The organism is Ignavibacteriota bacterium, from assembly GCA_016708125.1.
Lineage (GTDB): Bacteria > Bacteroidota > Ignavibacteria > Ignavibacteriales > Melioribacteraceae.
On the sequence record JADJGF010000001.1, the window covers coordinates 3,317,387 to 3,341,335 of the forward strand.

General features: G+C 29.0%; 23 protein-coding genes and 2 tRNA genes. 21 read left to right on the forward strand and 4 right to left on the reverse strand.

Translation table 11 applies throughout. From position 1 onward, the window contains the following. Positions 1 to 2 precede the first annotated feature (2 nt). From murB to IPH62_14345, 5 genes are all read left to right on the forward strand, one after another. On the forward strand, positions 3 to 1,019 hold the full coding sequence (gene murB / locus IPH62_14325; GenBank protein MBK7106453.1) for a UDP-N-acetylmuramate dehydrogenase: 1,017 nt from the start codon (positions 3 to 5) through the stop codon (positions 1,017 to 1,019). Positions 1,020 to 1,031: 12 nt separating this feature from the next. Then, the gene (locus IPH62_14330) at positions 1,032 to 2,666 is read left to right on the forward strand and encodes an MFS transporter (GenBank protein MBK7106454.1); all 1,635 of its coding nucleotides are present in this window, start codon (positions 1,032 to 1,034) and stop codon (positions 2,664 to 2,666) included. Between the two features lie 12 nt (positions 2,667 to 2,678). Then, a complete protein-coding gene (locus IPH62_14335) occupies positions 2,679 to 3,272 on the forward strand; it encodes a hypothetical protein (protein ID MBK7106455.1) in 594 nt (197 codons plus the stop codon). 15 nt (positions 3,273 to 3,287) lie between these two features. Next, the gene (locus tag IPH62_14340; GenBank protein ID MBK7106456.1) at positions 3,288 to 4,628 is read left to right on the forward strand and encodes a response regulator SirA; all 1,341 of its coding nucleotides are present in this window, start codon (positions 3,288 to 3,290) and stop codon (positions 4,626 to 4,628) included. A 145-nt stretch (positions 4,629 to 4,773) separates the two neighbouring features. Continuing rightward, the gene (locus IPH62_14345) at positions 4,774 to 5,784 is read left to right on the forward strand and encodes a hypothetical protein (protein MBK7106457.1); all 1,011 of its coding nucleotides are present in this window, start codon (positions 4,774 to 4,776) and stop codon (positions 5,782 to 5,784) included. Positions 5,785 to 5,836: 52 nt separating this feature from the next. On the opposite strand, the gene IPH62_14350 is transcribed toward IPH62_14345, so the two are convergent. Continuing rightward, positions 5,837 to 6,160, reverse strand: coding sequence for a heavy metal-binding domain-containing protein (locus tag IPH62_14350; protein ID MBK7106458.1), 324 nt, complete (start codon positions 6,158 to 6,160; stop codon positions 5,837 to 5,839). 66 nt (positions 6,161 to 6,226) lie between these two features. On the opposite strand from IPH62_14350, the gene alr reads away from it, so the two are divergent. The 11 genes from alr (at position 6,227) to ftsE (ending at position 17,195) form a co-directional block, all read left to right on the forward strand. Beyond that, positions 6,227 to 7,327 (forward strand): alanine racemase, encoded by a 1,101-nt coding sequence (alr, locus tag IPH62_14355; protein MBK7106459.1) that lies wholly within the window; start codon positions 6,227 to 6,229, stop codon positions 7,325 to 7,327. Between the two features lie 120 nt (positions 7,328 to 7,447). After that, on the forward strand, positions 7,448 to 8,515 hold the full coding sequence (locus IPH62_14360; GenBank protein MBK7106460.1) for a mannose-1-phosphate guanylyltransferase: 1,068 nt from the start codon (positions 7,448 to 7,450) through the stop codon (positions 8,513 to 8,515). Between the two features lie 2 nt (positions 8,516 to 8,517). Continuing rightward, entirely contained in the window at positions 8,518 to 9,159 is a 642-nt protein-coding gene (gene rpiB / locus IPH62_14365) for a ribose 5-phosphate isomerase B (GenBank protein ID MBK7106461.1), read from the forward strand. Between the two features lie 18 nt (positions 9,160 to 9,177). After that, positions 9,178 to 9,933, forward strand: a complete 756-nt coding sequence (locus IPH62_14370) for a dihydroorotate dehydrogenase electron transfer subunit (protein MBK7106462.1) — start codon at positions 9,178 to 9,180, stop codon at positions 9,931 to 9,933. After that, positions 9,930 to 10,850 carry a dihydroorotate dehydrogenase gene (locus IPH62_14375; protein MBK7106463.1) on the forward strand — a complete coding sequence of 307 codons (921 nt, stop codon included), beginning with the start codon at positions 9,930 to 9,932 and terminating at the stop codon, positions 10,848 to 10,850. The genes IPH62_14370 and IPH62_14375 overlap by 4 nt, the downstream gene beginning before the upstream one ends. Then, positions 10,847 to 12,106, forward strand: a complete 1,260-nt coding sequence (locus IPH62_14380; protein ID MBK7106464.1) for a bifunctional folylpolyglutamate synthase/dihydrofolate synthase — start codon at positions 10,847 to 10,849, stop codon at positions 12,104 to 12,106. Before IPH62_14375 ends, IPH62_14380 begins: the two co-directional genes overlap by 4 nt. A gap of 163 nt (positions 12,107 to 12,269) precedes the next feature. Further along, positions 12,270 to 13,517, forward strand: a complete 1,248-nt coding sequence (gene rho / locus IPH62_14385; protein ID MBK7106465.1) for a transcription termination factor Rho — start codon at positions 12,270 to 12,272, stop codon at positions 13,515 to 13,517. A 66-nt stretch (positions 13,518 to 13,583) separates the two neighbouring features. Beyond that, positions 13,584 to 14,816, forward strand: coding sequence for a GWxTD domain-containing protein (locus tag IPH62_14390; GenBank protein MBK7106466.1), 1,233 nt, complete (start codon positions 13,584 to 13,586; stop codon positions 14,814 to 14,816). A gap of 2 nt (positions 14,817 to 14,818) precedes the next feature. After that, positions 14,819 to 15,796 (forward strand): 4-hydroxythreonine-4-phosphate dehydrogenase PdxA, encoded by a 978-nt coding sequence (gene pdxA / locus IPH62_14395; protein ID MBK7106467.1) that lies wholly within the window; start codon positions 14,819 to 14,821, stop codon positions 15,794 to 15,796. Next, complete coding sequence (locus tag IPH62_14400; protein MBK7106468.1) at positions 15,796 to 16,518, forward strand: methyltransferase domain-containing protein; 723 nt, start codon at positions 15,796 to 15,798, stop codon at positions 16,516 to 16,518. Before pdxA ends, IPH62_14400 begins: the two co-directional genes overlap by 1 nt. After that, on the forward strand, positions 16,518 to 17,195 hold the full coding sequence (ftsE, locus tag IPH62_14405) for a cell division ATP-binding protein FtsE (protein ID MBK7106469.1): 678 nt from the start codon (positions 16,518 to 16,520) through the stop codon (positions 17,193 to 17,195). The genes IPH62_14400 and ftsE overlap by 1 nt, the downstream gene beginning before the upstream one ends. Here ftsE and IPH62_14410 read toward each other — a convergent pair. The 3 genes from IPH62_14410 to IPH62_14420 form a co-directional block, all read right to left on the reverse strand. Continuing rightward, positions 17,192 to 17,830, reverse strand: a complete 639-nt coding sequence (locus IPH62_14410; protein MBK7106470.1) for an adenylate kinase — start codon at positions 17,828 to 17,830, stop codon at positions 17,192 to 17,194. The genes ftsE and IPH62_14410 overlap by 4 nt on opposite strands. Positions 17,831 to 17,889: 59 nt before the next feature. Further along, positions 17,890 to 18,357: a nucleoside deaminase gene (locus IPH62_14415; GenBank protein MBK7106471.1), complete on the reverse strand. Its 468-nt coding sequence runs from the start codon at positions 18,355 to 18,357 to the stop codon at positions 17,890 to 17,892. Between the two features lie 23 nt (positions 18,358 to 18,380). After that, positions 18,381 to 18,454: transfer RNA gene (locus IPH62_14420), tRNA-Arg, on the reverse strand. A gap of 143 nt (positions 18,455 to 18,597) precedes the next feature. On the opposite strand from IPH62_14420, the gene IPH62_14425 reads away from it, so the two are divergent. The 5 genes from IPH62_14425 to IPH62_14445 all read left to right on the forward strand — a co-directional run bounded on the left by IPH62_14425 (position 18,598) and on the right by IPH62_14445 (position 23,926). After that, positions 18,598 to 19,002, forward strand: coding sequence for an SET domain-containing protein-lysine N-methyltransferase (locus IPH62_14425; protein MBK7106472.1), 405 nt, complete (start codon positions 18,598 to 18,600; stop codon positions 19,000 to 19,002). A 62-nt stretch (positions 19,003 to 19,064) separates the two neighbouring features. Then, positions 19,065 to 19,138: transfer RNA gene (locus IPH62_14430), tRNA-Arg, on the forward strand. Positions 19,139 to 19,366: 228 nt separating this feature from the next. Then, positions 19,367 to 21,526 (forward strand): T9SS type A sorting domain-containing protein, encoded by a 2,160-nt coding sequence (locus IPH62_14435; GenBank protein ID MBK7106473.1) that lies wholly within the window; start codon positions 19,367 to 19,369, stop codon positions 21,524 to 21,526. Between the two features lie 35 nt (positions 21,527 to 21,561). Beyond that, positions 21,562 to 22,581 carry a cellulase family glycosylhydrolase gene (locus IPH62_14440; protein MBK7106474.1) on the forward strand — a complete coding sequence of 340 codons (1,020 nt, stop codon included), beginning with the start codon at positions 21,562 to 21,564 and terminating at the stop codon, positions 22,579 to 22,581. A 10-nt stretch (positions 22,582 to 22,591) separates the two neighbouring features. Next, positions 22,592 to 23,926 (forward strand): AGE family epimerase/isomerase, encoded by a 1,335-nt coding sequence (locus IPH62_14445; GenBank protein ID MBK7106475.1) that lies wholly within the window; start codon positions 22,592 to 22,594, stop codon positions 23,924 to 23,926. Positions 23,927 to 23,949: the final 23 nt, after the last annotated feature.

Genomic DNA, 23,949 nt, shown 5'->3' on the forward strand with positions numbered 1-23,949 from the left:
CTATGGAAATTGCTGAAAATATTTCTTTAAAAAATTTAAACACATTCGGAATCGAATGTTCCGCAAAAAAGTTAATAAAATTTGCAAATGAAAATGAGATTCACAATTATTTATCACAGAATAATATTGATAATGAAAATATTTTTATTCTTGGCGGCGGAAGTAATATTTTATTTACAAAAAATATTGATGGAATAATTTTCAAATCGGAAATAAAAGGAATTAATGAAATAAAACGAACGCAAGAAAATATTTTTTTAGAAGTTGGAAGCGGTGAAATTTGGGATGATTTGGTAAATTATTGCGTTAATAAAAATTTCGGCGGAATAGAAAATCTTTCGATGATTCCCGGAACTGTTGGCGCTGCGCCGATTCAAAACATAGGAGCTTACGGTTCTGAGTTTGAAGAAGTTTTTGTAAGCTTAGAAGGAATTGATTTATTTCAAAATAAAAAAATATCTTTTATAAAAAGTGAATGTAAATTTGGATACCGTGAAAGTATTTTCAAAAAAGAATTTAAAAATAAATTTCTGATCACAAAGGTTGTAATAAAACTTGATTTGTATCCTAAAATAAATCCAACTTACAAAGCTATTCAAGATGAAATTTCAAAAGTGAATTATCAAAATCTTGATGTTAAATTAATAAGTGAAATTGTAAGAAAAATTCGCTCAAGTAAATTGCCGGATCCAAAAGAAATTGGTAACGCCGGAAGTTTCTTCAAAAATCCAACAATATCAAAAAATCATTTCGAAAAATTACTTTCAGAAAATTCAGATTTAGCATTTTATAAAATTGATGAAAATAATTATAAAATTCCCGCCGGCTGGTTAATAGAAAAATGTGGATTCAAAGGAGTAAAAAATAATAATGTTGGCGTTCATATTAAGCAAGCACTTGTGCTTGTAAATTACGGAAATGCAAACGGAAATGAAATATTAAATTTAGCAAACGAAATTAAAAATAAAATTCAAAATCAATTTAGAATTAATCTTGAATTTGAAGTAAATATAATTTAACATAGGTGGGGTATGAGCGATTTATTTGTTGTTCTGGTCGGGCTTTCAATTATTCTTTATATTTTTCTTGTTCTTGCAACTGCAAGATTAGCAATCCAAAAAAACTTAAACTCAATTTTATTAACTCTTATTGCATCAATTTTACCAATTGCCGTAATTTATTTTTATGCGGATCAAGATAATATTTTTGAAGCAATAATTATTTCTTTAACAATTCCCATTTTAACTTTTGTGTACGCAATATTTACTAAAGCTGATGAAAAAAAATCTGAAGATAAATTTGTTTTCTTTAATGATATAATAATGGAATTAACTCAACCTTTTGTTGATTTAGCTCATACTTCTCAAGCTTTGTTTGGATTGAATTTGTCATATGTTCTAGAAGGATTAACTTATTTTGGCGTTGTTGGTTTGCTTGCAATATTTTTTAATGATTATATAAAATTAGATGATATTGATGCCGGAAGAATGGTAGGAATTTTAACCGCCGGGATTACAATTGCAATGTTATTTCTTGGTGCAACTGTTGATTGGATTGGTTTACGAAAATCATTAATAATTTCACTTTCATTAATGTTGGGCGGAAGAATTTTATTAACACTTTCTCCAAATATGGGTTTACCGGGTTTGTGGGATTCTGCTCATATTTATGCAATGTTAGGAATTTTCGGAGTTGTTTTAGGTTATGGAATTTATCAGCCGGCTTGCTATGCCGGTGTTAAACAACTTACAAATGAGAAAACATCCGCAATGGGTTATGCAATGCTTTATGCACTTATGAATTTAGGCGGATTTTTACCAGGAATTATTTCTCCGCCAATTAGAAAATCTTTTGGAATTACCGGTGTGTTTTGGGTTTATGCTGTTTTAACTGTAGTTGGAATTGGTGTTGTTTATTTTATTATAACAAAAAAAGCAATGCAAAAAGCAACTGCAGATTTAAATAGAAATGCAAATAAAAAAGATGAAATTGATCCGATGGCTGATTTAACCGGAAAAGAAAAATTAATGTATTATTTGAAAAACTTTCCGCTAAGGGATTTAAGGTTTCTTTATTTCGTATTTATTCTAATTTTTGTTCAAACATTATTTGCACATAATTGGCTTACAATTCCACTATATACAAGCAGAGCTTTTGAAGGATTTGTGGGAGAAAATTTTGAATTTTTTGTAAACCTAAATCCAATTTTAATATTCATTCTTACGCCAATGGTTACAGCATTAACTTCAAAAAAAGATACTTACACAATGATGATAATTGGAACTTTTGTAATGGCTTTCCCAACATTTATTTTAGCATTGGGACCAAGTTTTAATACATTAATTGCTTATTTAGTAATTATGACAATTGGCGAAGCAATGTGGCAGCCAAGATTTTTGCAATGGGTTGCTGAAATTGCTCCAAAAAATATGACCGGAATTTATATGGGAATTGGACAATTTCCATGGTTTTTAACAAAAGTAATTACGAGTCTTTATTCCGGTTGGTTTATTATGAATTACTGCCCGGATAATACTCCTATTTCCGAATTAAATACAGAAACAATGTGGTTTATTTATGGATGTATTGCAATTGTTAGTCCGGTTGGGTTATTACTTGCAAAAAATTGGATGCAAAAAGGTTTTAAAGTTAAGCATGAAGATTAGTACGGAGTTATAATGAAAAATTTCTTTAAAATTTTTTATAGTTTAATTTTGCTAACAAATTTTTTCTCCGGCTGCGGTTCATTAAACCCAATTAATGATTTTTTTGGAATTCACATGAATATTGATGAAGAACAAAATTTCAAAATTGTTAAGTATAATGAAATTGATGGAATATCTTATCAGAACAGCATTAGTATGGATCCGAAAATAAATGCTTGGTCAGAAATTACATCAAATGAAATTGTATTAAAAATTATAAATAATTCAAACCAAGAAATTCCGCTAAACTATACTGTTGATCAATTTATTTTGATTACAAATGAAAAAGAATATAATCTTGGGAAAGGTGAAAGAGCCGATTATATTTCAAAAAGTATAATTCCGGTAAATTCTTCACAAACATTTATTTTAGAACTTCCGATAAATTACACAAACATTTCGCAAAATTTATCAAATAAAAGCGAAACGGAATTAACAAAAGAAATTCTTAGAGATTATTCAAAAACCGGAAACAAATTAAATGTTGATAAAGAAAATATAAAATATATAATTGCAAGAATTGGATCATCAACAATATTATTAAAAAAAGTTCCGCAAGATAATTAATTATTTAGGTATGATATGTCAAAATTTCAAAATGTAATTAAGAGAAGCGGTGCAATAGTTCCGTTTACAAAAATTAGAATTGTTAATGCAATTTACCGTTCTGCAATTTCTGTAGGAGGAAGAGATAAAAATCGAGCAGAAATTTTAGCAGATAAAGTTATTGAACTTCTTGAATATACATTTCCGGGAAATCATATTCCATATATTGAAGAAATTCAAGATGCGGTTGAAAAAGTTCTAATTGAAAACGGTCATGCAAAAGTTGCAAAAGAATATATTTTATATCGTGATGAAAGAAATAAAAAAAGAATGGTTGATGCGAAGATTGCATCAAAGCCGGATGAAAATATTCCTTGGGCAAAAATTTGGAGAGTTTTAGATTGGGCTACTTCTCATAAATTGAATACAATTGAAAATTATAATTCAAGAATTTCAAACAATGAATTTCCACAAATTGTTCATGAATCTGAAGCTGCGTATGAAGATGATTTAGATATGGCTGCAGAAATGATTTCCGAAAGAAGCGATAAATTAAAAATGGTCTTCATTAGCGGACCATCTTCTTCCGGCAAAACAACTACAACTATAAAAATTGAAGATCGATTAAAAAAGAATGGTTTAAAATTCGCAACTGTAAATGTTGATAATTATTTCTTTGATTTGGAAGAACATCCTAAAGATGAATTTGGTGATTATGATTTTGAAACTCCGCAAGCTCTTGATCTTCAATTAATAAATGAACATTTGCTTCAACTATCAGAAGGCGAAGAAGTAAAAATTCCATTTTATGATTTTAAATTAGGTAAAAGATATTTAGATCAAACGCCAATGAAACTAAAGGAAAATGAAATTATTCTGATTGATAGTTTGCACGGACTTTTTCCCGCATTCAGCAGTGAAATACCAAATGAAGTTAAGTTTAAATTGTATTTGGAACCGCTTATGCAAATGAAAGATAAAAATAATAAATATATTCAGTGGACAGATATTCGTTTGATGAGAAGAATGCTGAGAGATTCCGTCCACCGCGCTTATGATCCATTGCAGACTTTGGAACATTGGCATTATGTAAGATCGAGCGAATTAAGAAATATTATTCCTTTTGCAAACTCGGCAGATTTTATTATTAATAGTGCAATGCCATATGAATTATCTTTATATAAAACAAAACTTTTCAATCAATTTAAAGAATGGAAAAATAAATTTGCAAATAATCCGTTAAAGGAAGATGCATTTTTAAGAGCTGAAAGAATTTCAAATTTTATGGAAGAAATTTTAGAAATAAGTGATGATTCGCCAATTCCAAAAGATTCAGTTCTAAGAGAATTTATTGGTGGAAGTATTTTTAAATATTAAAATCAATTTCATTATTTGAAAGAAATTTACGATGATAAAAAATAAAAACATATAAATAATAATAGTCAGTGGATTGAGAAATAATTTATAATATTTTTATCAAGGGGAAAGGAAATAATTACCAACAGAAAACAGAGGAGGGGAAATGAAGATTATTAAAAAATCTACAATTTTAATAATTATCTTTTTATTAACATCAATTAATTTATTTGCACAAGAAACACCGGAATTTACCGTTAAAGTTGGTGGGTTAATTCAAGCATGGACAAGTTACGGACAAATTAACGGAGCTGATACAAATTCAATCGGATGGGGAGTTAGAAGAGCAAGACTTGTAGCAACATCAAATTTTGGTTCAAAAATGAAAGGTACCGTTCATCTTGAATTAACAAGTTTTAAACTTTTGGATGCAAAAATTGAATATTCATTAAGTAATATGTTTTCTTTAACCGCCGGAAGATTTATTGGTGCCGGAGTTAGAGGAGCTGGATTAACCGGTGCGGCAAATATCGATATAACTGAAAGAGCATTCACAACCGATAAATGGGCAGCTTCAACTATCGGAACCGATTTTAGAGATTATGGAATGGATCTTACTGCAAATATTGGTGAATTAAAAGCTAATGTTACTTTACACAATGGAGATGGTTCTGCTAATATTTCCAATAAAGTATTGGGAACCCAAATTCAGAACGGCGGTTTTGCCGTTAGCGGAATGTTGATATACAAACCGGAACAATTAAAAGGTTTGGAAGTAGGCGGTTATTATGGAATGGGAAACAAAGAAATTAATGAATACAACGCCTATAATGCTTATGCTTATTTTGAACCCGGCAAATTTAAAGTAAAAGCAGAATTGATTGGCTGGACAAATACTTTTGGATCAGTTGATTTTTCTCAAATGGGATATTATTTAATGGGTGGTTATAAAATTATGGATTGCGTTGAAGCAATTGCAAGATATGAAATTTATGATGCTAATACCGATTTGGATGATAATGAAAGAAACTTTTTAACAATCGGTGCAACTTATTCTTTATTTCCAACAAAATGGAATGCTGGTAAAATTACTGCAGCTTATGTTATGACTGGAGAAGCTCAAGATCCTCAGCATGATAATGATGTATTCCAATTAGTTATGCAATTAGCATTCTAATCTTTAGAAAAATTTACTCCGATTTGAAAATTCAGATCGGAGTAATAATTAACTATCCTTCAATTAAAACAGCAGTTCCGGTAGCGGCAACCATTAACATACTTCCGTTTGCTGCAATTGTTTCAAAATCCAAATCAACTGCAATAATTGCATTTCCACCTAAAGATTTTGTTTGCTCCATCATTTCTTGAATTGCAATATGTTTTGCTTTTTTCAATTCAGCTTCGTAAGCAGCAGATCTTCCGCCGATTATATCTCTAATTCCCGCAAATAAATCTTTAAAAATATTTGCCCCAAGAATTGCTTCTCCCGAAACTAATCCCAAATATTTTGTTATTTTTTTACCTTCAATTGTATTTGTTGTTGTAACTAACATTTTTACCTCAGTTTTGTTAAATAATAAATAAATTTATAAATAATTTACAAACAATTTCAAATGATAATGAATTCTACAATAGCAGAAATTAATATTAAAAGTTTGAGTTATAATTATAATTCAATTAGACGAAAAACTAAAACAAAAGTTATGGCAATTGTTAAGGCAGATGCTTACGGTCATGGAATGATTGAATGTGTAAAAGTTTTAGAAAAAGAAAAATTCGCTCCCGAATATTATGGAGTTGCATTATTGCAAGAAGCCATTGAATTGAGGAAATCTAAAATTACGGAGAAACCAATTTTATGTTTTGCTCCAATAAATTTTGAAGAAATAAATATTTATAAAAATATTATTTCTACAATAACTTCGGAAAATCAAATTGAAGATTTGAAAAATATTAAGTTGAATTTTAAACTTAAAGTTCACGTAAATATCAATACCGGTATGAATAGACTTGGAATTAGATTTGAAAATTCGATTGAAAATATTTTGAAATTAGCGAAAATTAAAAATGTAACTGTTGATGGAATTTATACACATTTTGCAACTTCGGATGAAAAGAATAAGGATTTTGCAAACCTTCAATTAAATAGATTTACTAAAATTGTTGATGAGTTAAAACTTCAAAAAATAAATTTTGGAATTGCTCATTGTGCAAACAGCGGTGCAATTTTAGATTTGCCGAATTCATATTTTGATATGGTTCGTCCTGGAATTTCTCTTTACGGATATTATCCTTCATCGGAAACCACAGAATCAATTAAATTAAAACCGGTTATGTCAATCAAATCCAAAATTTCTAATATTATGGAAATTCAAAAAGGTGAAACTGTTGGTTACGGACAATTATTCAAAGCAAAAAATAAAATGAGGATTGGAACTATACCAATTGGTTATGCAGATGGATTATTCAGAGCTTTAAGCAATAAAATTAAAGTAATTTGTAATAATAAATTTGCAACTCAATTAGGAAGAATTTCTATGGATAGAATTTCTATAAGTTTAAATGAAAATAATAAATTAAATGATGAAGTAATTATTCTTGGGAAAAAAAATAAATTAGAAATTAATGCTTGGGATTGGTCAAAAATTTTAAATACAATTCCATATGAAATTACTTGCGCAATTAGTAAAAGAATTCCAAGAGTTTATATCAGTGAATAATATTAAATTTTTGCCGATTTTATTCGTGCAAAAATTCAATAATCAGTTTAAAATACTTATCTTTTGAAAAACAAAAATCTAACTTAAAGTAAATCTTTAAAAAGGAGAAAAAATAATTTTATGGAATTATTTGCAGTCATTATGGCTGGGGGCGTAGGATCAAGATTTTGGCCAAGAAGCAGACAAGAAAATCCAAAGCAGCTAATTCAAATTTTTGGCGAAAATACAATGATTCAAGATACGGTTAGTAGGTTAGAAGGATTAATCAAAAACGAAAATATTTTTATCATCACAAATCAGATTCAAAAAAATAGTATTATAAACCAACTCAAAAATGTTCCCGAACAGAATATTATTGCTGAACCATTTGGGAAAAATACTGCGGCTTGTATTGGACTTGCATCAATCTTAATTCATAATAAATCAAAAGATGCAGTAACAATTATTCTTCCGGCTGATCATTTAATTCAAGATAAAGAAGGATTTCAATCCACATTATTAAATGCGGCAAATTTTGCAAATCATTCTGATGGACTTGTGACAATCGGCATAAATCCAACTCGACCAGAAACCGGTTATGGATATATTCAAATTATTGAAAAACAAATTGAGAAAGATATTTTTAGAGTTCAAACTTTTGCGGAAAAACCAAATCTATCAACTGCAAAAAGATTTGTTGAAGCCGGAGATTTTTTATGGAATTCCGGAATGTTCATCTGGAAAACAGAAGTAATTCTAAATGAAATTAGTTTGTATTTGCCCGAACTTTATGAAGGTTTGTTGGAATTAGAAAAAAATATTTCCAGCGAAAATTTTAATGATACGTTAATAAAAGTTTACGGACAGCTTGCAAGTATTTCTATTGATTATGGAATAATGGAAAAATCCAATAAAGTATTTTTGATAAAAGGTAATTTTGATTGGAGCGATGTTGGAAGCTGGGAAGAGGTTTATCAGCTTTCTGAAAAAGATGAAAATGGAAATGCAAAAATGGGAGATTTTTATGCAGAAAATTCTTTTGGAAGTTATGTTTTTAATCCAAAAAAATTTACTGCGATTGTTGGATTAGAAAATATAATAGTTATCGAAACTGATGATGCACTTCTGATTTGTAATAGAGATAATGCTCAAGATGTAAAACATGTTGTTGATTATTTAAAGATGAATAAAAAAGATAATCTTTTGTAAAAATGAATAAAAAATTAATTACCGAAATTGATATTATAAACCTTTTACGGAAAGGGAAATTTAAATTAGAAATTTTTGGTAATGAAATTTTTACTCCCGCTGCAAAAGATAAAATAAAAGAAAATTCAATAGAATTAATTAAAATTGATTTTAGTAAATCAATCGCTGATTCCTCACAAAAAAAAGATTGCAAAGTAAAATTAGCAATCGGCTGTGATCATACCGGATTTAAAACTAAACAGATTTTGATTTCAATTTTAAGCAAAGATGGATATGAAATTATTGATGTCGGAACAAATGATGAGAACTCTTGCGATTATCCGGATTTTGCAATTAAAGTTGCCGAAGAAATAAAAAACGGAAATGTTGATTTTGGAATTCTAATTGATGCAACCGGAATTCCATCTTCCATTACCGCAAATAAAATTCCCGGAATTAGAGCCGCAACTTGTTACAATGAATTTTCCGCAAAAAGTTCAAGAGAACATAACAATTCAAACATTCTTGTTTTAGGTGCAAAAACATTGGGCGAGGAAACAATTAAATCAATTTTAAGTGTTTGGTTAAACAGCAACTTTTTAGGCGAACGTCATCAAAAAAGATTAGATAAAATTACAGATGTTGAGAATAAATATTCAAAATAATTTTTAGTTGAGAAACTTGTGTTCATAGAAGATTTTAAAATTAATTCAAATATAAAAATTGCGGAAAACACTTTTGTAATTGGAGTTGAATCAAATCAAAAAGTTGATGATTTAAAACCCGGACAGTTTTTTAATATTCAAGTTTCTGAAAATTATTTTCCACTTTTGCGCAGACCTTTCAGCATTTCCGATGTTCAAGAAAATAAAATTTTCTTCATGTACAAAATTGTTGGTGAAGGAACACAAATTCTATCTAAAAAAAAAGTTGGTGAAAAAATAAATTTACTTGGTCCGCTTGGAAATAGTTTTAATCTGCAAGATAATTTTGAGAATTTAATTTTAATCGGCGGTGGAATTGGCATTGCTCCTTTTCCATTTATGATTAAACAAATTTGCGATAAAAATTTAAAAGTTTTGTATGGTGTGAAATCAAAAAATGAAGCACATAATTTTGGATTGAAAAATGTAATTTATTCATCAGAAGACGGGAAGATTGGAATAAAGGGAAATGTGATTGATTTACTCGATGAAGAATTAAAAAATTTGGAATTCGAAAAAACCAAAATTTTTGCATGCGGACCGAATGCCATGTTTAGAGCTTTGCAAAAATATTTGAGTGATAAAAATATTTTGTGCGAAGTTTCGATGGAATCAGCAATGGCATGTGGTTTTGGAATTTGTCAAGGTTGCCCAACCGAACATAAAAATTCTGATTCATATAAATTGATTTGTAAAGATGGTCCAATTTTTAATATTCGAGATATTGTAATATGAACGAAATTGATTTATCTGTAAATGTTGGTCCGTTAAAATTAAAAAATCCAATTATGCTTGCTTCCGGTACGGTTGGCTATGGGAATGAAATATCAGAATTTATTGATTTGAGTAAAGTTGGCGCAATAATTACAAAATCAATTTCACTCAAGCCCCGTAAGGGAAATCCGCCGCAGAGAATTACAGAAACTCCATCCGGAATGTTGAATGCAATTGGATTAACAAATGTCGGAGTTGAAGAATTTATAAAAACAAAAATTCCGTTTTTAGAAAAATTAAACTCAACATTAATTTGCAATATTGCGGCAAGCTCAATTGAAGAATATGTTGAATGCGTGGAAATTTTAAATTCGCAAGAAAGTATAAAAGGTTTTGAGATTAATGTTTCATGTCCAAATGTTAGAGAAGGCGGATTAATTTTTGGGAATGATATTAATAATGTTGGAAAAATTACTGAAAAAGTTAGAGCAAAAACTTCAAAACCGTTAATTATAAAACTTTCACCAAATACATCCAATATTTTTGAGTTTGCAAAAGTTGTAAAAAAAGAAGGCGGTGATGCTGTATCCGCAATTAACACTTTGGTGGGAACATCATTTAATATTTATACAAGAAAACCAAAAATTAAAAATATTACCGGCGGATTATCTGGACCAGCAATTAAACCGGTGGCTTTAGCAAAAGTTTTGGAGATCAGCAGAAATGTAGATATTCCAATTATTGGAATTGGCGGAATTATGGATTGGAAAGACGCTATAGAATTTATGATTGTCGGTGCTTCGGCTGTTCAATTGGGAACAGTTAATTTTATAAATCCCAAAGCCGGTATAGAAATAATGGATGGTTTAATAAATTACTGCAAACAAACTTCAACAAATAAAATATCAGATTTAATTTCTTCGCGCATACTTGAATGAACATTGATTTAGCTTTAGAAAAAATTTATTCTCTTAAACAATTTCACGTAAAATTGGGATTGGAAAAAATAATCCAATTGCTGAATCATATTGGAAATCCGCAAAATAGTTTTAAATCTATTCACGTTGCTGGTTCAAACGGAAAGGGAAGTACATGTTCATTTATTGCAAGTATTTTACAAGAACATGGTTTTAAAGTTGGATTATATACTTCGCCGCATTTTATAAGATTTAACGAAAGAATTAGAATAAATGGAAATGAAATAAGTGATAATGAAATTTTAAAATTCCTTAACGCAAATAAAAAATTTGTTGATAAAGAGCAGCCTACATTTTTTGAAATTACAACGGCTTTAGCATTTCAATATTTCGCAAAAGAAAAAGTTGATTTTGCCGTTATTGAAACCGGACTTGGCGGAAGACTTGACGCCACAAATACGATTACACCTTTAATTTCTGTTATAACGAGTATAAGTTTAGAACACACAAATATTTTGGGGAATAAAATTCCGCAAATTGCTTTTGAGAAAGCCGGAATAATTAAAAATAAAATTCCAATCGTAATTGGGAAAATTTCTAAATCTGCAAAAAATGTTATATCACAAATTGCTGATGAAAAAAAATCAAAATTAATTGATCTAAAAAATGAAATAAAAGTTTATAAAAATTATTTCAAATTAAAATTGAAAAAAGATTTTGTAAAGTTCGAAGTCAAAAACTTGCTGGGGAAGCATCAATTTTATAATGCTGGTTTATCAATAAAATCTTTGGAAAATATTATTCCAAATTTGGACTATAATAAAATTCAGTTAGGTCTCGATAATATAATTGTTAATAGTGGTTTGCAAGGAAGATATGAGATAATTTCACAAAATCCTCTAATCATATTTGATTCAGCACATAATTTGGAAGGCGTTAAGTCTTTTGTTAATCAGTTTAAAAAAGAATTCTTGAATTTCGAAAACTGTAAATTGATTTACGGTGCGCTAAATGATAAGAATAATAAACAAATGTTATCTTCGCTTAAGCCATATTTCAACAAAATTTACATTACTTCCGTAAATAATGAGAGAAGTGAAAATGTAAATAAATTATATTCAATTTGTAAAAATTTGGGCATTAGTTCTAAGATTATTAACAAACCTGAAGATATTATTACGAAATTTAAGAATGCAAAAAAAAACCAAAATTGTTTTGTTGTTCTAGGCAGTATTTATTTATTAGGTGAAATTAAATCAAAATTGCAGAAAAAATAACTTGACTTTATTCACGAATAAAATTAGTTTTGAATGTACCTCTTGGTCCATTCAGTTAATTCATAATTTAATTAATACAAAAAATCATAAATAATCCCCAAAAAAATCTTGTCAATAAAAATTCATATTCATGTAAATTAAAAATTAGTAGGTTCCTATGCCAATGGATATTTCCACACTCAAATCAAAAAAAATTGTTGACTTACTTCAAATTGCTAAAGAATATAATTTAGCCGGCGTTAACGATTTAAGAAAACAAGAATTAATCTTTAAAATATTGGAAGCACAAACGAAGAAAGATGGGTTATCTTTTTCGCAAGGTGTGTTAGAAGTTTTAGCCGATGGTTATGGTTTTTTGAGGTCTTCGGATTACAACTATTTGCCTTCTCCGGATGATATTTATGTTTCGCCTTCGCAAATAAAAAGATTTAGTCTTAGAACCGGTGATCATGTAAGCGGTCAAGTTCGTCCGCCAAAAGAGGGCGAGAGGTTTTTTGCACTGCTTAGAGTTGAAGCAGTAAATGGAAAAGATCCCGAGGAAATTAGGGGAAGAACACTTTTCGATAATTTAACTCCGCTTTATCCAACAAAGAGAATAAAATTAGAATCTGTGCCCGGTGAATATTCCATGAGAATTATGGATTTACTTGCTCCAATCGGAAAAGGTCAAAGAGGTTTAATTGTTTCACCTCCTAAAACCGGTAAAACTGTATTACTTCAGAAAATTGCAAATTCGATAACCAGAAATCATCCAGAAGTAAAATTAATTATGCTTCTGATAGATGAACGTCCCGAAGAAGTTACGGATATGCAAAGATCGGTTCAAGCTGAGGTAATAAGTTCAACTTTTGATGAACCGCCGGAAAGACACGTTCAAGTTGCAAACATGGTGATTGAAAAAGCCAAAAGAATGGTTGAAGCCGGTGACGATGTTGTAATTTTGTTAGATAGTATTACTCGTTTAGCAAGAGCACATAACACAACTCAGCCGCATAGCGGAAGAATTTTATCCGGCGGTGTTGATTCAAATGCTTTGCATAAACCAAAAAGATTTTTCGGAGCCGCAAGAAATATTGAAGACGGCGGAAGTTTAACAATTCTTGCTACTGCACTTATTGATACGGGCAGCAGAATGGATGAAGTAATTTTCGAAGAATTTAAAGGCACCGGAAACTTAGAAATTGTTTTAGATCGTGCACTTTCTGATAGAAGAATTTTCCCGGCATTTGATGTGAACAAATCCGGAACACGAAAAGAAGAATTGTTAATGACGGAAGAAGAATTAAATAAAGTTTGGATACTTAGAAAACTTTTAAGTAATTATGACACAATTGAAGCAATGGACTTTTTAATTGACAAAATGCGCGGAACAAAAAATAACAAAGAATTTTTGCAAAGTATGAACAGTTAATTTTTCATTGAAACATTTTTAGTTTTGTTTCTGTAAAACAAAATATTCATAAATGTTAGGGAAATTTTGAAAATAAAAGTTGTTGGAATAGTTTTAATTTTAGCTTCACTTTTAATTGCTCAAGAAAAAACAAATCCAATATTTCTTGAACATCATTCTCTTTTGAATGATGAAACACAGAAAGAAATAATAAGTTTTAGAATTCCTAATAATGTTCTTTTATTTACAAAAATTAACGAACATTACGAATCAAAATTTTCATTTTCATTGGAAATTTTTGATAGCAATTTATTTATTCTGCGTGAAATAAAAACTTCAACAGTCTCAACTTCTGATTACGAAAATACAAAGAAAAATTCTGTGTTCTTTCAAGATATGATTGAGTTTTCACTTTCACCCGGAAAATACAATCTTAAAACAAATCTGCTTGTTGAAGGAATTGATCATCAAATTGAAATTCCTACTATAGAATTAATAATTGATACATTAAAAAATAAAAAAATCAACTCACCAATATTTGTCGAAAAAAACAAAGTAAATTCTAATGAAACACTTTTATTAAATTTCTCAAACTCAATTCCACTTTCCTCTAATGATTACGAAATGATTGTCAGAGTTTCAGATACTTCCGTAACCGAATTAAAATATATTTTAACTCAATTTGATAAACAAATTTTTAAAGATTCTACAACTAATTATAAAAAGGGTAGAATTAATTTTGTAAAAGATGAAAATGAAATTTCCGTTTCAAATGATGGAAAAAATTTACTGCAAAATGTTTTTGTCATTTCAGAGTTTTCTAAATTATTAAATGAAGGAAAAGCTGAAATTGAAATTTCTTACAAAAATGAAAAAGAAAAATTTCCAGTTAATGTTGTTTGGATAAATAAACCGAATGTTCTAAATAATCCGGAATATTCAATAAGATTATTAAGTTATATTGATGATGAAGAAGCAGTTAAAGATTTGTTATTTACAAGTGAAGAAAAATATTATGAAGGTTTAAACGAATATTGGAATTCGAAATATCCGACGAACGGAATAAAATTTAATTATGCAATGAATGAATATTATATAAGAGCAGATTATGCAATTGAACATTATTCATCGCTCAATTCCTTCGATGGTGCAGAAAATGATCGGGGCAGAATTTATATTACTTATGGAAAACCAACTTCAATTGAAAGAAATTATTCTGAAAAAAATGAAATTATGGAAATTTGGAATTATGAAAAACTTGGAAGAAATTTCGTTTTTAAAGATACAAGCGGAACCGGGAAATTTATTCTAATTCAATAAATATGAGAAATTTTGCTTTTACTTGCGGCGACGTAAATGGAATTGGTCCAGAAATAGTAATCAAAACTATTAACAAATTACCTTCAAAAAAGCATTCGAAAATTGTTTTTATTTGTCCCCAAAATGTGTTTAACGAAACGATTAAAATTGTTCCGGCAAAATTTGAATTTATAATTTCCAAAAAATTTTTGGATGATGCGAACACAAATAAAGTTTTAATTTATGATTTAGGAAATGTAAAAATAAATTTCGGCAAACCCACAATTTCTTCCGGAAAAATTAGTTATAACTCAATATTAACAGCGTGCAAATTAGCTGATGAAAGAAAAGTTCATGCAATTATTACTGCACCAATTTCTAAATTTGCATTTCATAAAGCAGAAATAAATTTTCCGGGACATACGGAATTATTAGCTGATTATTTTCGTGTTTCAAAATTTGCTATGATGTTTTTAAGCAATAAAATGAAAGCCGGACTTATAACAATTCACATTCCGCTAAAAAATATTTCAAAAGAATTAACGAAAACAAAATTACAAAAAACCATTAGCGTAATTATTGAAAGTCTGCAAAAGGATTTTAGAATTAAAAATCCGCAAATTGCAATATTGGGTTTAAATCCTCACGCCGGTGAAAATGGAGAAATTGGTACTGAAGAAATAAATTTATTAAATCCATTTATCCAAAAAAATAAAAATTTAAAAGGGCCATTTGTTCCCGATGCCTTTTTCGGAAATCATTTTTATAAAAATTATGATTTGACAATCGGATTATATCATGATCAAATTTTAATTCCATTTAAATTGATGAACTTTAACAAAGGAGTTAATTTTACTGCCGGATTACCGATTGTAAGAACTTCACCGGATCACGGAACTGCTTTTGATATTGCCGGAAAGGGAATTGCAAGCTCTGAAAGTATGATTGAATCCTTTAAATTTGCAGAACTTATTTTAAGGAATAGAAAAACTTTTCTCTAATGAATGCAAAACCTTATACTTATTTCTCGGAGCTATATGCATATTTAATGAATTCTGTTGATTATTCATTTTGGGCAAAATACATCTCGGAAATTCATAATACAATCGGAAGTAAAAAGGATATTGCTTTAGAACTTGCTTCGGGAAATTGTAAACTTTCGCAAAAACTTAATTTACAGTTTAACAAACTTTTTATAAGTGATTTATCCCTAAAAATGCTTCAGCAAAATACAAACTGCAAAAATAAAGTTTGCTGTAATATGGTTTACCTGCCGTTTAAAAACAAATTTGATTTTATATTTTCAACATTTGATTCAATAAATTATCTTTGCGATGAAGAACAAATGAATTTATTTTTTCATAATATTAGAAATTTTTTATCTAAAAATGGCAGCTTTATTTTTGATGTTAGTTTGAAAAAAAACAGTCTGAAACATTTAAAGAAACTAAATAGAAAAGGTATTTTCAAGAATATAAAATATGAGCAAATAAGCACATTTGATGAGGTATCGATGATTCATCAAAATAAAATTAATTTCCAATTTGATGATGGAAAATTAATTACCGAAGTACATAAACAAAAAATTTATGATTTTTATTATTATTTTGATGTTGTAGAATCAAATAATTTATACGTATCAGAATGTTTAGAAGCTTTTGATTTTATTAACGGATCACCGGAATCGGACAGAATTCAGTTTATTGTTAAAAGGAAAAAATAATGCTGACATTTACAAATGTTGAATTTAAATATGCAAATCAATCTGTTTTTAATAATTTGAATATGCAATTAAGTGAAAAAGATTTTGCATTTCTGATTGGAAAAAGCGGAGTTGGTAAATCTACATTATTGCAATTAGTTTATATGGATATTTTACCTCAAGCCGGTTATGTGCAAGTTGGTGAATTTAGTTCTGATACAATTAAACCAAAACAATTGCCGCGTTTAAGAAAAAAATTGGGAATTGTTTTTCAAGATTTTAAACTATTAGATGATAGAAATGTTTACAATAATTTGGCTTTTGTGCTTCATGTTACCGGAACGCCAAGAAAAGTTATAAAAGATAAAATTATGCATGCGTTAAAAGCAGTTGGACTTGAACACAAATATAAAAATATGCCAAATCAATTATCCGGAGGGGAACAACAAAGAGTTGCAATAGCAAGAGCAATAATAAACGAACCGAAATTAATTTTAGCTGATGAACCCACCGGAAATTTAGATCCTAAAACATCTGAAGAAATTATGGCAATATTAAAAAATATTAATGACAGAGGAACGGCTATTTTATTTGCAACACACAATTATGATTTGGTAAAAAAAACAGACGCAAAAATTTATAAAATTGAAGATGGTAAAGCAGTAAAAGTTAAACTAAGAGCAAACTCGGAAAATTAATTTATAACTTCCATAATTTTATTTGTAATTTCTTCAACACTTAAAGTTCCGTCAATTTTAAAAACAAAATCATGTTTTTCAAAAAAATCCAATACCGGACTTGTAGCTTTATGGAAAACAAGCAAACGGTTTTTAATTACATCAACCTCATCATCTTTTCGTTTAATAAAACTATTTTTACTTCCGCAGATTGGGCAAATTGAATCATCTTCTAATAAATTCAGATTTACAATTCCATTACATTCCTTGCATGTTCTTCTTTGAGTTAATCTATCAATTATAATTTCATCGTCTGCTTCTAAACTTATAATAATAATTTTTTCATCTGAAATATTCTCAACAATCGGCTGTAAAATTTCTGCTTGGTGAACAGTACGAGGAAATCCATCTAAAATAAATCCTTCTTTACATTTTTCGTCTCTTAAAACATTCTCAACTAATTCAACCATTATTTCATCCGGAACAAGTTCGCCTTTATCGGTAAATTTTTTTGCTTCCAATCCCAATTTATTTTTCTTACAAATTGCTTCTCTTAAAATATCTCCGGTGGAAATATGAGGAATATTTAATTTTGAAGAAATTATTTTAGCCTGAGTACCTTTCCCAACGCCCGGAGCTCCAAAAAATATTAGCATTTTCATTTTTAATTATTCCTCCGAAAAATCCTTTAAAATTTTATATAATTAGAATTTATTCAATTGATTGTTCTTTTTTTTGAAAAAAATGATTGAAGTAGATGCTTGCTTTCATCGGCATAAATTCCAGAAAATATATTGATTTCATGGTTGTATTTATTATTAGATAAAAGATTATATAATGATCCTGCTGCTCCCAATTTTGGTTCAAATGCTCCAAAATAAACATTTTTAATTCGTGATAATAGAATTGCACCTGAACACATAATGCAAGGTTCAAGAGTTATATATAAATCGCAATCATTTAGGAATTTATTATTAAGATAATTTGATGCGGCGGTAATAGCAATCATTTCTGCGTGGGCTGTGGAATCATTTAATTGTTGAGTTTGATTATGACCACGACCAATAATTTTGTTTTTGTAAACTACAACAGCACCAATCGGAACTTCATCTTTATCAAAAGCAAGTTCAGCTTCTTGAAGTGCAGAATACATAAATTTATATACAGTTTCGGGAAACAGCAAAACGATATCATTAATTTTTGTTGTACGCCCGGAAGGATTTGAACCCTCAACCCTCTGATCCGAAGTCAGATGCTCTATCCAGTTGAGCTACGGACGCATAAAATAATTATACACAAATATATTATTTTACAAAAGAATATAAAAGACAATGTTATAAAAATACAAAATTGCCGTAATTCATATTTTATGAATTTAGATGATAAAAAATTCTTAAATTTACCAACTTTATTTTAGGAAAAAATGAAAATTAAAGATATAAAGTGGCATGAAAGTTTTGAAATAAAAATTTCAAGTAAAGAAGGTGCGGGTCGTGGAGTTTTTACAAAAAGGAAAATATTGAAGGGCGAACATATTGGATATTACACTGGAAAAATTTTAAATGCAAAACAAATAACAAGAGAACCTTTTGTTTCATCGTTATTTATTCTTCAGGTAACCAAGGATCATTTTATATACGGTGAAGGGAAAGAATCAAATTTTGTAAGTTTTATTAATCACTCAAATAAACCAAATGCTGAATTGGTAGTTTCAACAAGATGGAAGAAAGCACGAATTGTAGCAATTAAAAACATAAAAATTGGTGAAGAAATATTTTATAATTACTCCGATGAATATTGGAGAATATTAGAAAAAACTCCAAAATAAAATTTGGTTTATGAGACATAAATAAGTAAAAAAATAATTTTGTATATTTGAAAACAAAATTTGCACCCGTAGCTCAATTGGATAGAGCGTCTGACTACGGATCAGAAGGTTTGGGGTTCGACTCCCTACGGGTGTACAAATTTTCAATTCTGTTAAAATTCATCACATTATTACTACCTTATTAGTACAAAAAAAAATCAATAATTTATTAACCTCTTTATCATTTTAATAAATAATTATTAGTATGATATCTTATAAACGATTCCTTTTGCCAAATTAAGCTATAAACAATATACTTTAAGTAAACTTGAACACTTTTTATTGGCACATTATCTGATTAATTTACAATAAAACTGTGGGGAAAATGAAAAAAAAAATAATCATTTTATTTGTTATACTTTTCAATTTACAACCAATAATTGCGCAAAATAGCGTTAAATATAATGATCAGGATTTATTTCTAAGTGGCGCAAATTTAGCTTGGTTAAGTTTTGCAAATGATATTGGAAAGGGAACAACAAATGTTGAAGAATTTGCAGACATCTTACTCCAAATTCATGAAAATGGTGGAAATTCTCTAAGATGGTGGCTTCATACAAATGGAACAGTTTCTCCGGAATTTGATTTAAACAACAAAGTTATTAGTCCCGGCGAATATACAATTCAAGATATTCATAAAATTTTAGAATTAGCTTGGGAACGAGAAATTGGAATAAAACTTTGTCTTTGGTCGTTTGATATGTTGAGATCAAATTTAATTCCAACTGCGCTAAATAGAAATATTCTTTTGTTAACTGATACTTCTTACACAAATTCTTACATTAAAAATGCTCTAATTCCAATGGTTGATTCACTAAAAAATCATCCGGCAATTATTGCTTGGGAAATTTTTAACGAACCCGAAGGAATGAGCAATGAATTTGGCTGGTCTGATATTGAACACGTTCCAATGTCGGATATTCAGAGATTTATTAATTTAACTTCCGGAGCTATTCACAGAACGGATACTTTAGCAAAAGTTACGAATGGATGTTGGAGTATTCAAGCTATGACTGACGTTCCGACCACAAGTTTAAGAAAAATTTCCGAAATTGAAATTGAAGAATTTACAAATCAAATTAATACTAAATATAATTTTAATTTAACTTCAGAAAATTTATTAAAACAATTACAGAAAATTTCTGCAGCTCCAAATTATAATTATTATTCAGATGAAAGATTAATTGCTTCCGGCGGTGATCAAGATGGAATTTTAGATTTTTATTCCGTTCATTATTATGATTGGGCTGGAACTTCTTTATCTCCATTTCACAATGTAAATAGTTTTTGGCAATTAGATAAACCACTTGTTGTTGCCGAATTTCATATGAAAAATACTTTGGGAATTTTAAAAACTGATCTATATAAAATTTTATTTCAAAGCGGTTATGCAGGAGCGCTAGCTTGGTCGTGGACAGATAATGCGGTCACTCAACCAAACGATATGCTTATTGGGATGAAATATTTGTGGGATAATTATAAAGAAAGTGTTGACGTTTTAGGTATTGGCGGTGATTGGCCAACAATTTCAATTTTATCTCCAAGTGATAATACACCTTTTTCAGATACTGCTTCAGTTAATATTGAAATTGAAGCAAATGATTTAGATGGAACAATTTCTTTAATTGAAATTTTTGCAAACGATTCTATAAAAATTGGCGAATTATTAGAAAACCCGTTTATTCTAAATTGGATTCCGGCAGAAAATAGTAATTATAAAATTTTTGCAATCGCAACGGATAATGAAGGTCACCAACGAAAATCAAATATTGTGAGAATAGTATACGGAACACCACCTTTTCAAAGATTTGAAGCTGAAAAATTTACAATTCCTACAACTGGAATTACAATTAAAAGTGATTTAACAGCAAGCGGCGGCGCATATACTGAATTAAGACAAACAACAAGTAAAATTATTTGGAATATAACTAATCAATTATCTTCTGGAAATTATGAAATAAAATTTGGTTATCGACTTTCATTTGATTCTCCCAAAGGTCAGTTTGTAAATGTAAACGGAAGCAGAATTACTGAACTTATGTTTGATGGAGTTGTAAATAAATGGCTTGAGAAATCTTTATTTGTTGATTTAGTTTCGGGCGAAAATACAATTGAAATTGAACCATCTTGGGGATGGATGGATATTGATTACCTAGCCGTTCCGGTTGATTTAGTTACTGATATAAAAGAAAACAATAAAATATTTCACAATTTTGAATTATCGCAAAATTACCCAAATCCTTTTAACCCAACAACAACAATAGAATATTGCATTCCATCAAATATGAAAAGTGAAATGTCACATGTGAAATTAATAATTTATGATGTTCTTGGAAGAGAAGTTGAAACTATTATTAACAAAGTTCAATCTCCCGGAAATTACGAAATTCAGTTTGATGGAAGCAGATTATCAAGCGGAATTTATTTTTACGGTTTGGTATCGGAATCTTTTACGCAAAGAAAAAAAATGATTTTATTAAAATGATTTAAAAACTTTTTATAATTCAATAAAGGTGTAAAATGAAATTATTTCGTTGGACTTTTTTAGTTTCAATTTCATTATTAATTATCAATTGTAATTTGGTTGGACAAATGAAAAATGAACTACCACAAATCAGTGTGAGAGCGAACCAATTTGTTGATGTACTTGGAAACTCAATAATTTTCAGAGGAGTTTCAACTTCAGATCCGGATAAATTAATTAAAGAAGGAAAGTGGAATAAAAATTTATTTGAAGAATTAAAAAATTGGAATGTGAATTTAGTTAGATTCCCGGTTCACCCAATTGCATGGCGCGAACGAGGCGAAGAAAATTATTTAAAACTTTTAGATGACGGAATAAAATGGGCATCTGAATTAGGAATTTATGTGATTATTGATTGGCATTCAATTGGAAATTTACGAACGGAACTTTATCAGCATCCAATGTACAACACAACTAAAACGGAAACTTTTAGATTTTGGAAAACTATTGCTGCAAAATATAATGGAAATTCGACGGTAGCTTTTTACGAACTATTTAACGAGCCTACAACTTACAACGGAACTTTAGGTAAAATTTCTTGGCAGCAACACAAAGAATTAATGGAAGAAATTATCGGAATAATTTATGCGCATGATACAAATAAAATTCCAATAGTTGCCGGATTTAATTGGGCTTATGAATTAACCGATGTAAAATTTGAACCGATTGCTTATCCAAATGTTGCATATGTTACTCATCCATATCCGCAGAAAAGAGAAAAACCTTGGGAAGAAAAATGGGAACAAGATTGGGGATTTGTCGCCGATCATTATCCGATAATTGCAACAGAACTTGGTTTTATGAAAGCTGATGGTCCCGGTGCGCACATTCCTGTAATTGTTGAAGATGAAGAGTACGGTGAAACAATTGTAAACTATTTTAATAAAAAAGGAATCTCATGGGTTGCTTGGGTTTTTGATCCTTTTTGGTCGCCGCAGTTAATTGAAAGCTGGAATTTTGAACCAACAATGCAAGGTAAATTTTTCAAACAAAAATTGATTGAGTTAAATAAATAGAAATTGCGTAATGAAAAAAGTATTTAATATTCTTTCATTATTTATAATTATTTCATCAAGTATTTTTTCTCAAGATGAAAAATTATCAAATGAATTATTTCAATCTTTGAAAAAAAATATTTTCGAAACTTGGTATCCAAAAACTATTGATACTTTGCACGGAGGATTTTTAACCGATTTTAATTTTGAGTGGAAAGCAGAAGGTCGACAAAATAAAATGCTGGTTTCACAAACTCGGCATGTGTGGACTTTATCAAAAGCCGCTGAATTTTTTAATGATGAAAAATATTTACAAATTGCAAAACATGGATTTGATTTTCTAAAAAATAAAATGTGGGATTCATCTAACGGAGGATTTTATTTTTACCGTGATCAGAAGGGAAATGAAATTCAGCAAATTGGAAATAACAAAACCACATACAGCAATACGTTTGCAATATATAGTTTATCGGCGTATTATAAAATTTCCAAAGATACTTCCGCGCTTAACTTAGCAATCAAAACTTTTAATTGGCTTGAGAAATATGCTCATGATCCAATTAACAAAGGATATTTTGATTTATTAAATCAAGATGGCTCACAACAAAAATTAATTACAGAAAAGAGAGGTTTGCAATATTTAGTAAAACCAAATTGGAAAGATCAAAATTCTTCAATTCATTTATTGGAAGCATTTACAGAGCTTTATTCTATTTGGAAAAATGATCTTCTAAAAATAAGATTGAAAGAAATGCTTATTTTAATTAGAGACAAATTAGTTACTCAAACTGGATATTTAAATTTATACTTTGATGAAAATTGGAATCCAATTTCATTTAGAGATTCAATTGATGAAGTTAGAAATGCAAATAGCTATTTGGATCATGTTTCCTTTGGGCATGATGTTGAAACTGCTTATCTAATGTTAGAAGCAGAAGAAATTTTGGAAAATTTGGATAAATCAAAAACTTTATCAGTTGCAAAAAAAATGGTTGATCATGCTATAAAATATGGGTGGGATAATGACAACGGTGGATTTTATTATGAAGGATATTATTTTAAAAATGAAAATAAACCTAAAATTACAAATCCCACAAAAGTGTGGTGGGTGCAAGCAGAAGGATTAAATTCTCTTTTGTTGATGTACAAAATTTTTTCTCATGAAAAAAAATATTATGAATTATTTTTAAAACAGTGGGAATATATTGATAAATATTTAATTGATCACAAATATGGTGGCTGGTATAGTGAAGGATTAGATATTTCTCCAGACGCAATAAATTATCCTAAAGCACATGATTGGAAAGTTAATTATCATAATTCAAGAGCATTGATGAATTGCATTAAAATGATGGATGACAGATAAAATTTATTTCGGAAAAATAATTT

Excerpts from the sequence above, each read along its gene's own strand:
- IPH62_14425 (MBK7106472.1), top strand. The coding sequence starts at position 18,598 with ATGAAAATTAAAGATATAAAGTGGCATGAAAGTTTTGAAATAAAAATT.
- rpiB (MBK7106461.1), top strand. The coding sequence starts at position 8,518 with ATGAATAAAAAATTAATTACCGAAATTGATATTATAAACCTTTTACGG.
- ftsE (MBK7106469.1), top strand. The coding sequence starts at position 16,518 with ATGCTGACATTTACAAATGTTGAATTTAAATATGCAAATCAATCTGTT.
- alr (MBK7106459.1), top strand. The coding sequence starts at position 6,227 with ATGAATTCTACAATAGCAGAAATTAATATTAAAAGTTTGAGTTATAAT.
- IPH62_14380 (MBK7106464.1), top strand. The coding sequence starts at position 10,847 with ATGAACATTGATTTAGCTTTAGAAAAAATTTATTCTCTTAAACAATTT.
- IPH62_14375 (MBK7106463.1), top strand. The coding sequence starts at position 9,930 with ATGAACGAAATTGATTTATCTGTAAATGTTGGTCCGTTAAAATTAAAA.
- IPH62_14330 (MBK7106454.1), top strand. The coding sequence starts at position 1,032 with ATGAGCGATTTATTTGTTGTTCTGGTCGGGCTTTCAATTATTCTTTAT.
- IPH62_14435 (MBK7106473.1), top strand. The coding sequence starts at position 19,367 with ATGAAAAAAAAAATAATCATTTTATTTGTTATACTTTTCAATTTACAA.
- rho (MBK7106465.1), top strand. The coding sequence starts at position 12,270 with ATGGATATTTCCACACTCAAATCAAAAAAAATTGTTGACTTACTTCAA.
- IPH62_14445 (MBK7106475.1), top strand. The coding sequence starts at position 22,592 with ATGAAAAAAGTATTTAATATTCTTTCATTATTTATAATTATTTCATCA.
- pdxA (MBK7106467.1), top strand. The coding sequence starts at position 14,819 with ATGAGAAATTTTGCTTTTACTTGCGGCGACGTAAATGGAATTGGTCCA.
- murB (MBK7106453.1), top strand. The coding sequence starts at position 3 with ATGGAAATTGCTGAAAATATTTCTTTAAAAAATTTAAACACATTCGGA.
- IPH62_14360 (MBK7106460.1), top strand. The coding sequence starts at position 7,448 with ATGGAATTATTTGCAGTCATTATGGCTGGGGGCGTAGGATCAAGATTT.
- IPH62_14350 (MBK7106458.1), bottom strand. The coding sequence starts at position 6,160 with ATGTTAGTTACAACAACAAATACAATTGAAGGTAAAAAAATAACAAAA.
- IPH62_14440 (MBK7106474.1), top strand. The coding sequence starts at position 21,562 with ATGAAATTATTTCGTTGGACTTTTTTAGTTTCAATTTCATTATTAATT.
- IPH62_14335 (MBK7106455.1), top strand. The coding sequence starts at position 2,679 with ATGAAAAATTTCTTTAAAATTTTTTATAGTTTAATTTTGCTAACAAAT.
- IPH62_14410 (MBK7106470.1), bottom strand. The coding sequence starts at position 17,830 with ATGCTAATATTTTTTGGAGCTCCGGGCGTTGGGAAAGGTACTCAGGCT.
- IPH62_14400 (MBK7106468.1), top strand. The coding sequence starts at position 15,796 with ATGAATGCAAAACCTTATACTTATTTCTCGGAGCTATATGCATATTTA.
- IPH62_14340 (MBK7106456.1), top strand. The coding sequence starts at position 3,288 with ATGTCAAAATTTCAAAATGTAATTAAGAGAAGCGGTGCAATAGTTCCG.
- IPH62_14345 (MBK7106457.1), top strand. The coding sequence starts at position 4,774 with ATGAAGATTATTAAAAAATCTACAATTTTAATAATTATCTTTTTATTA.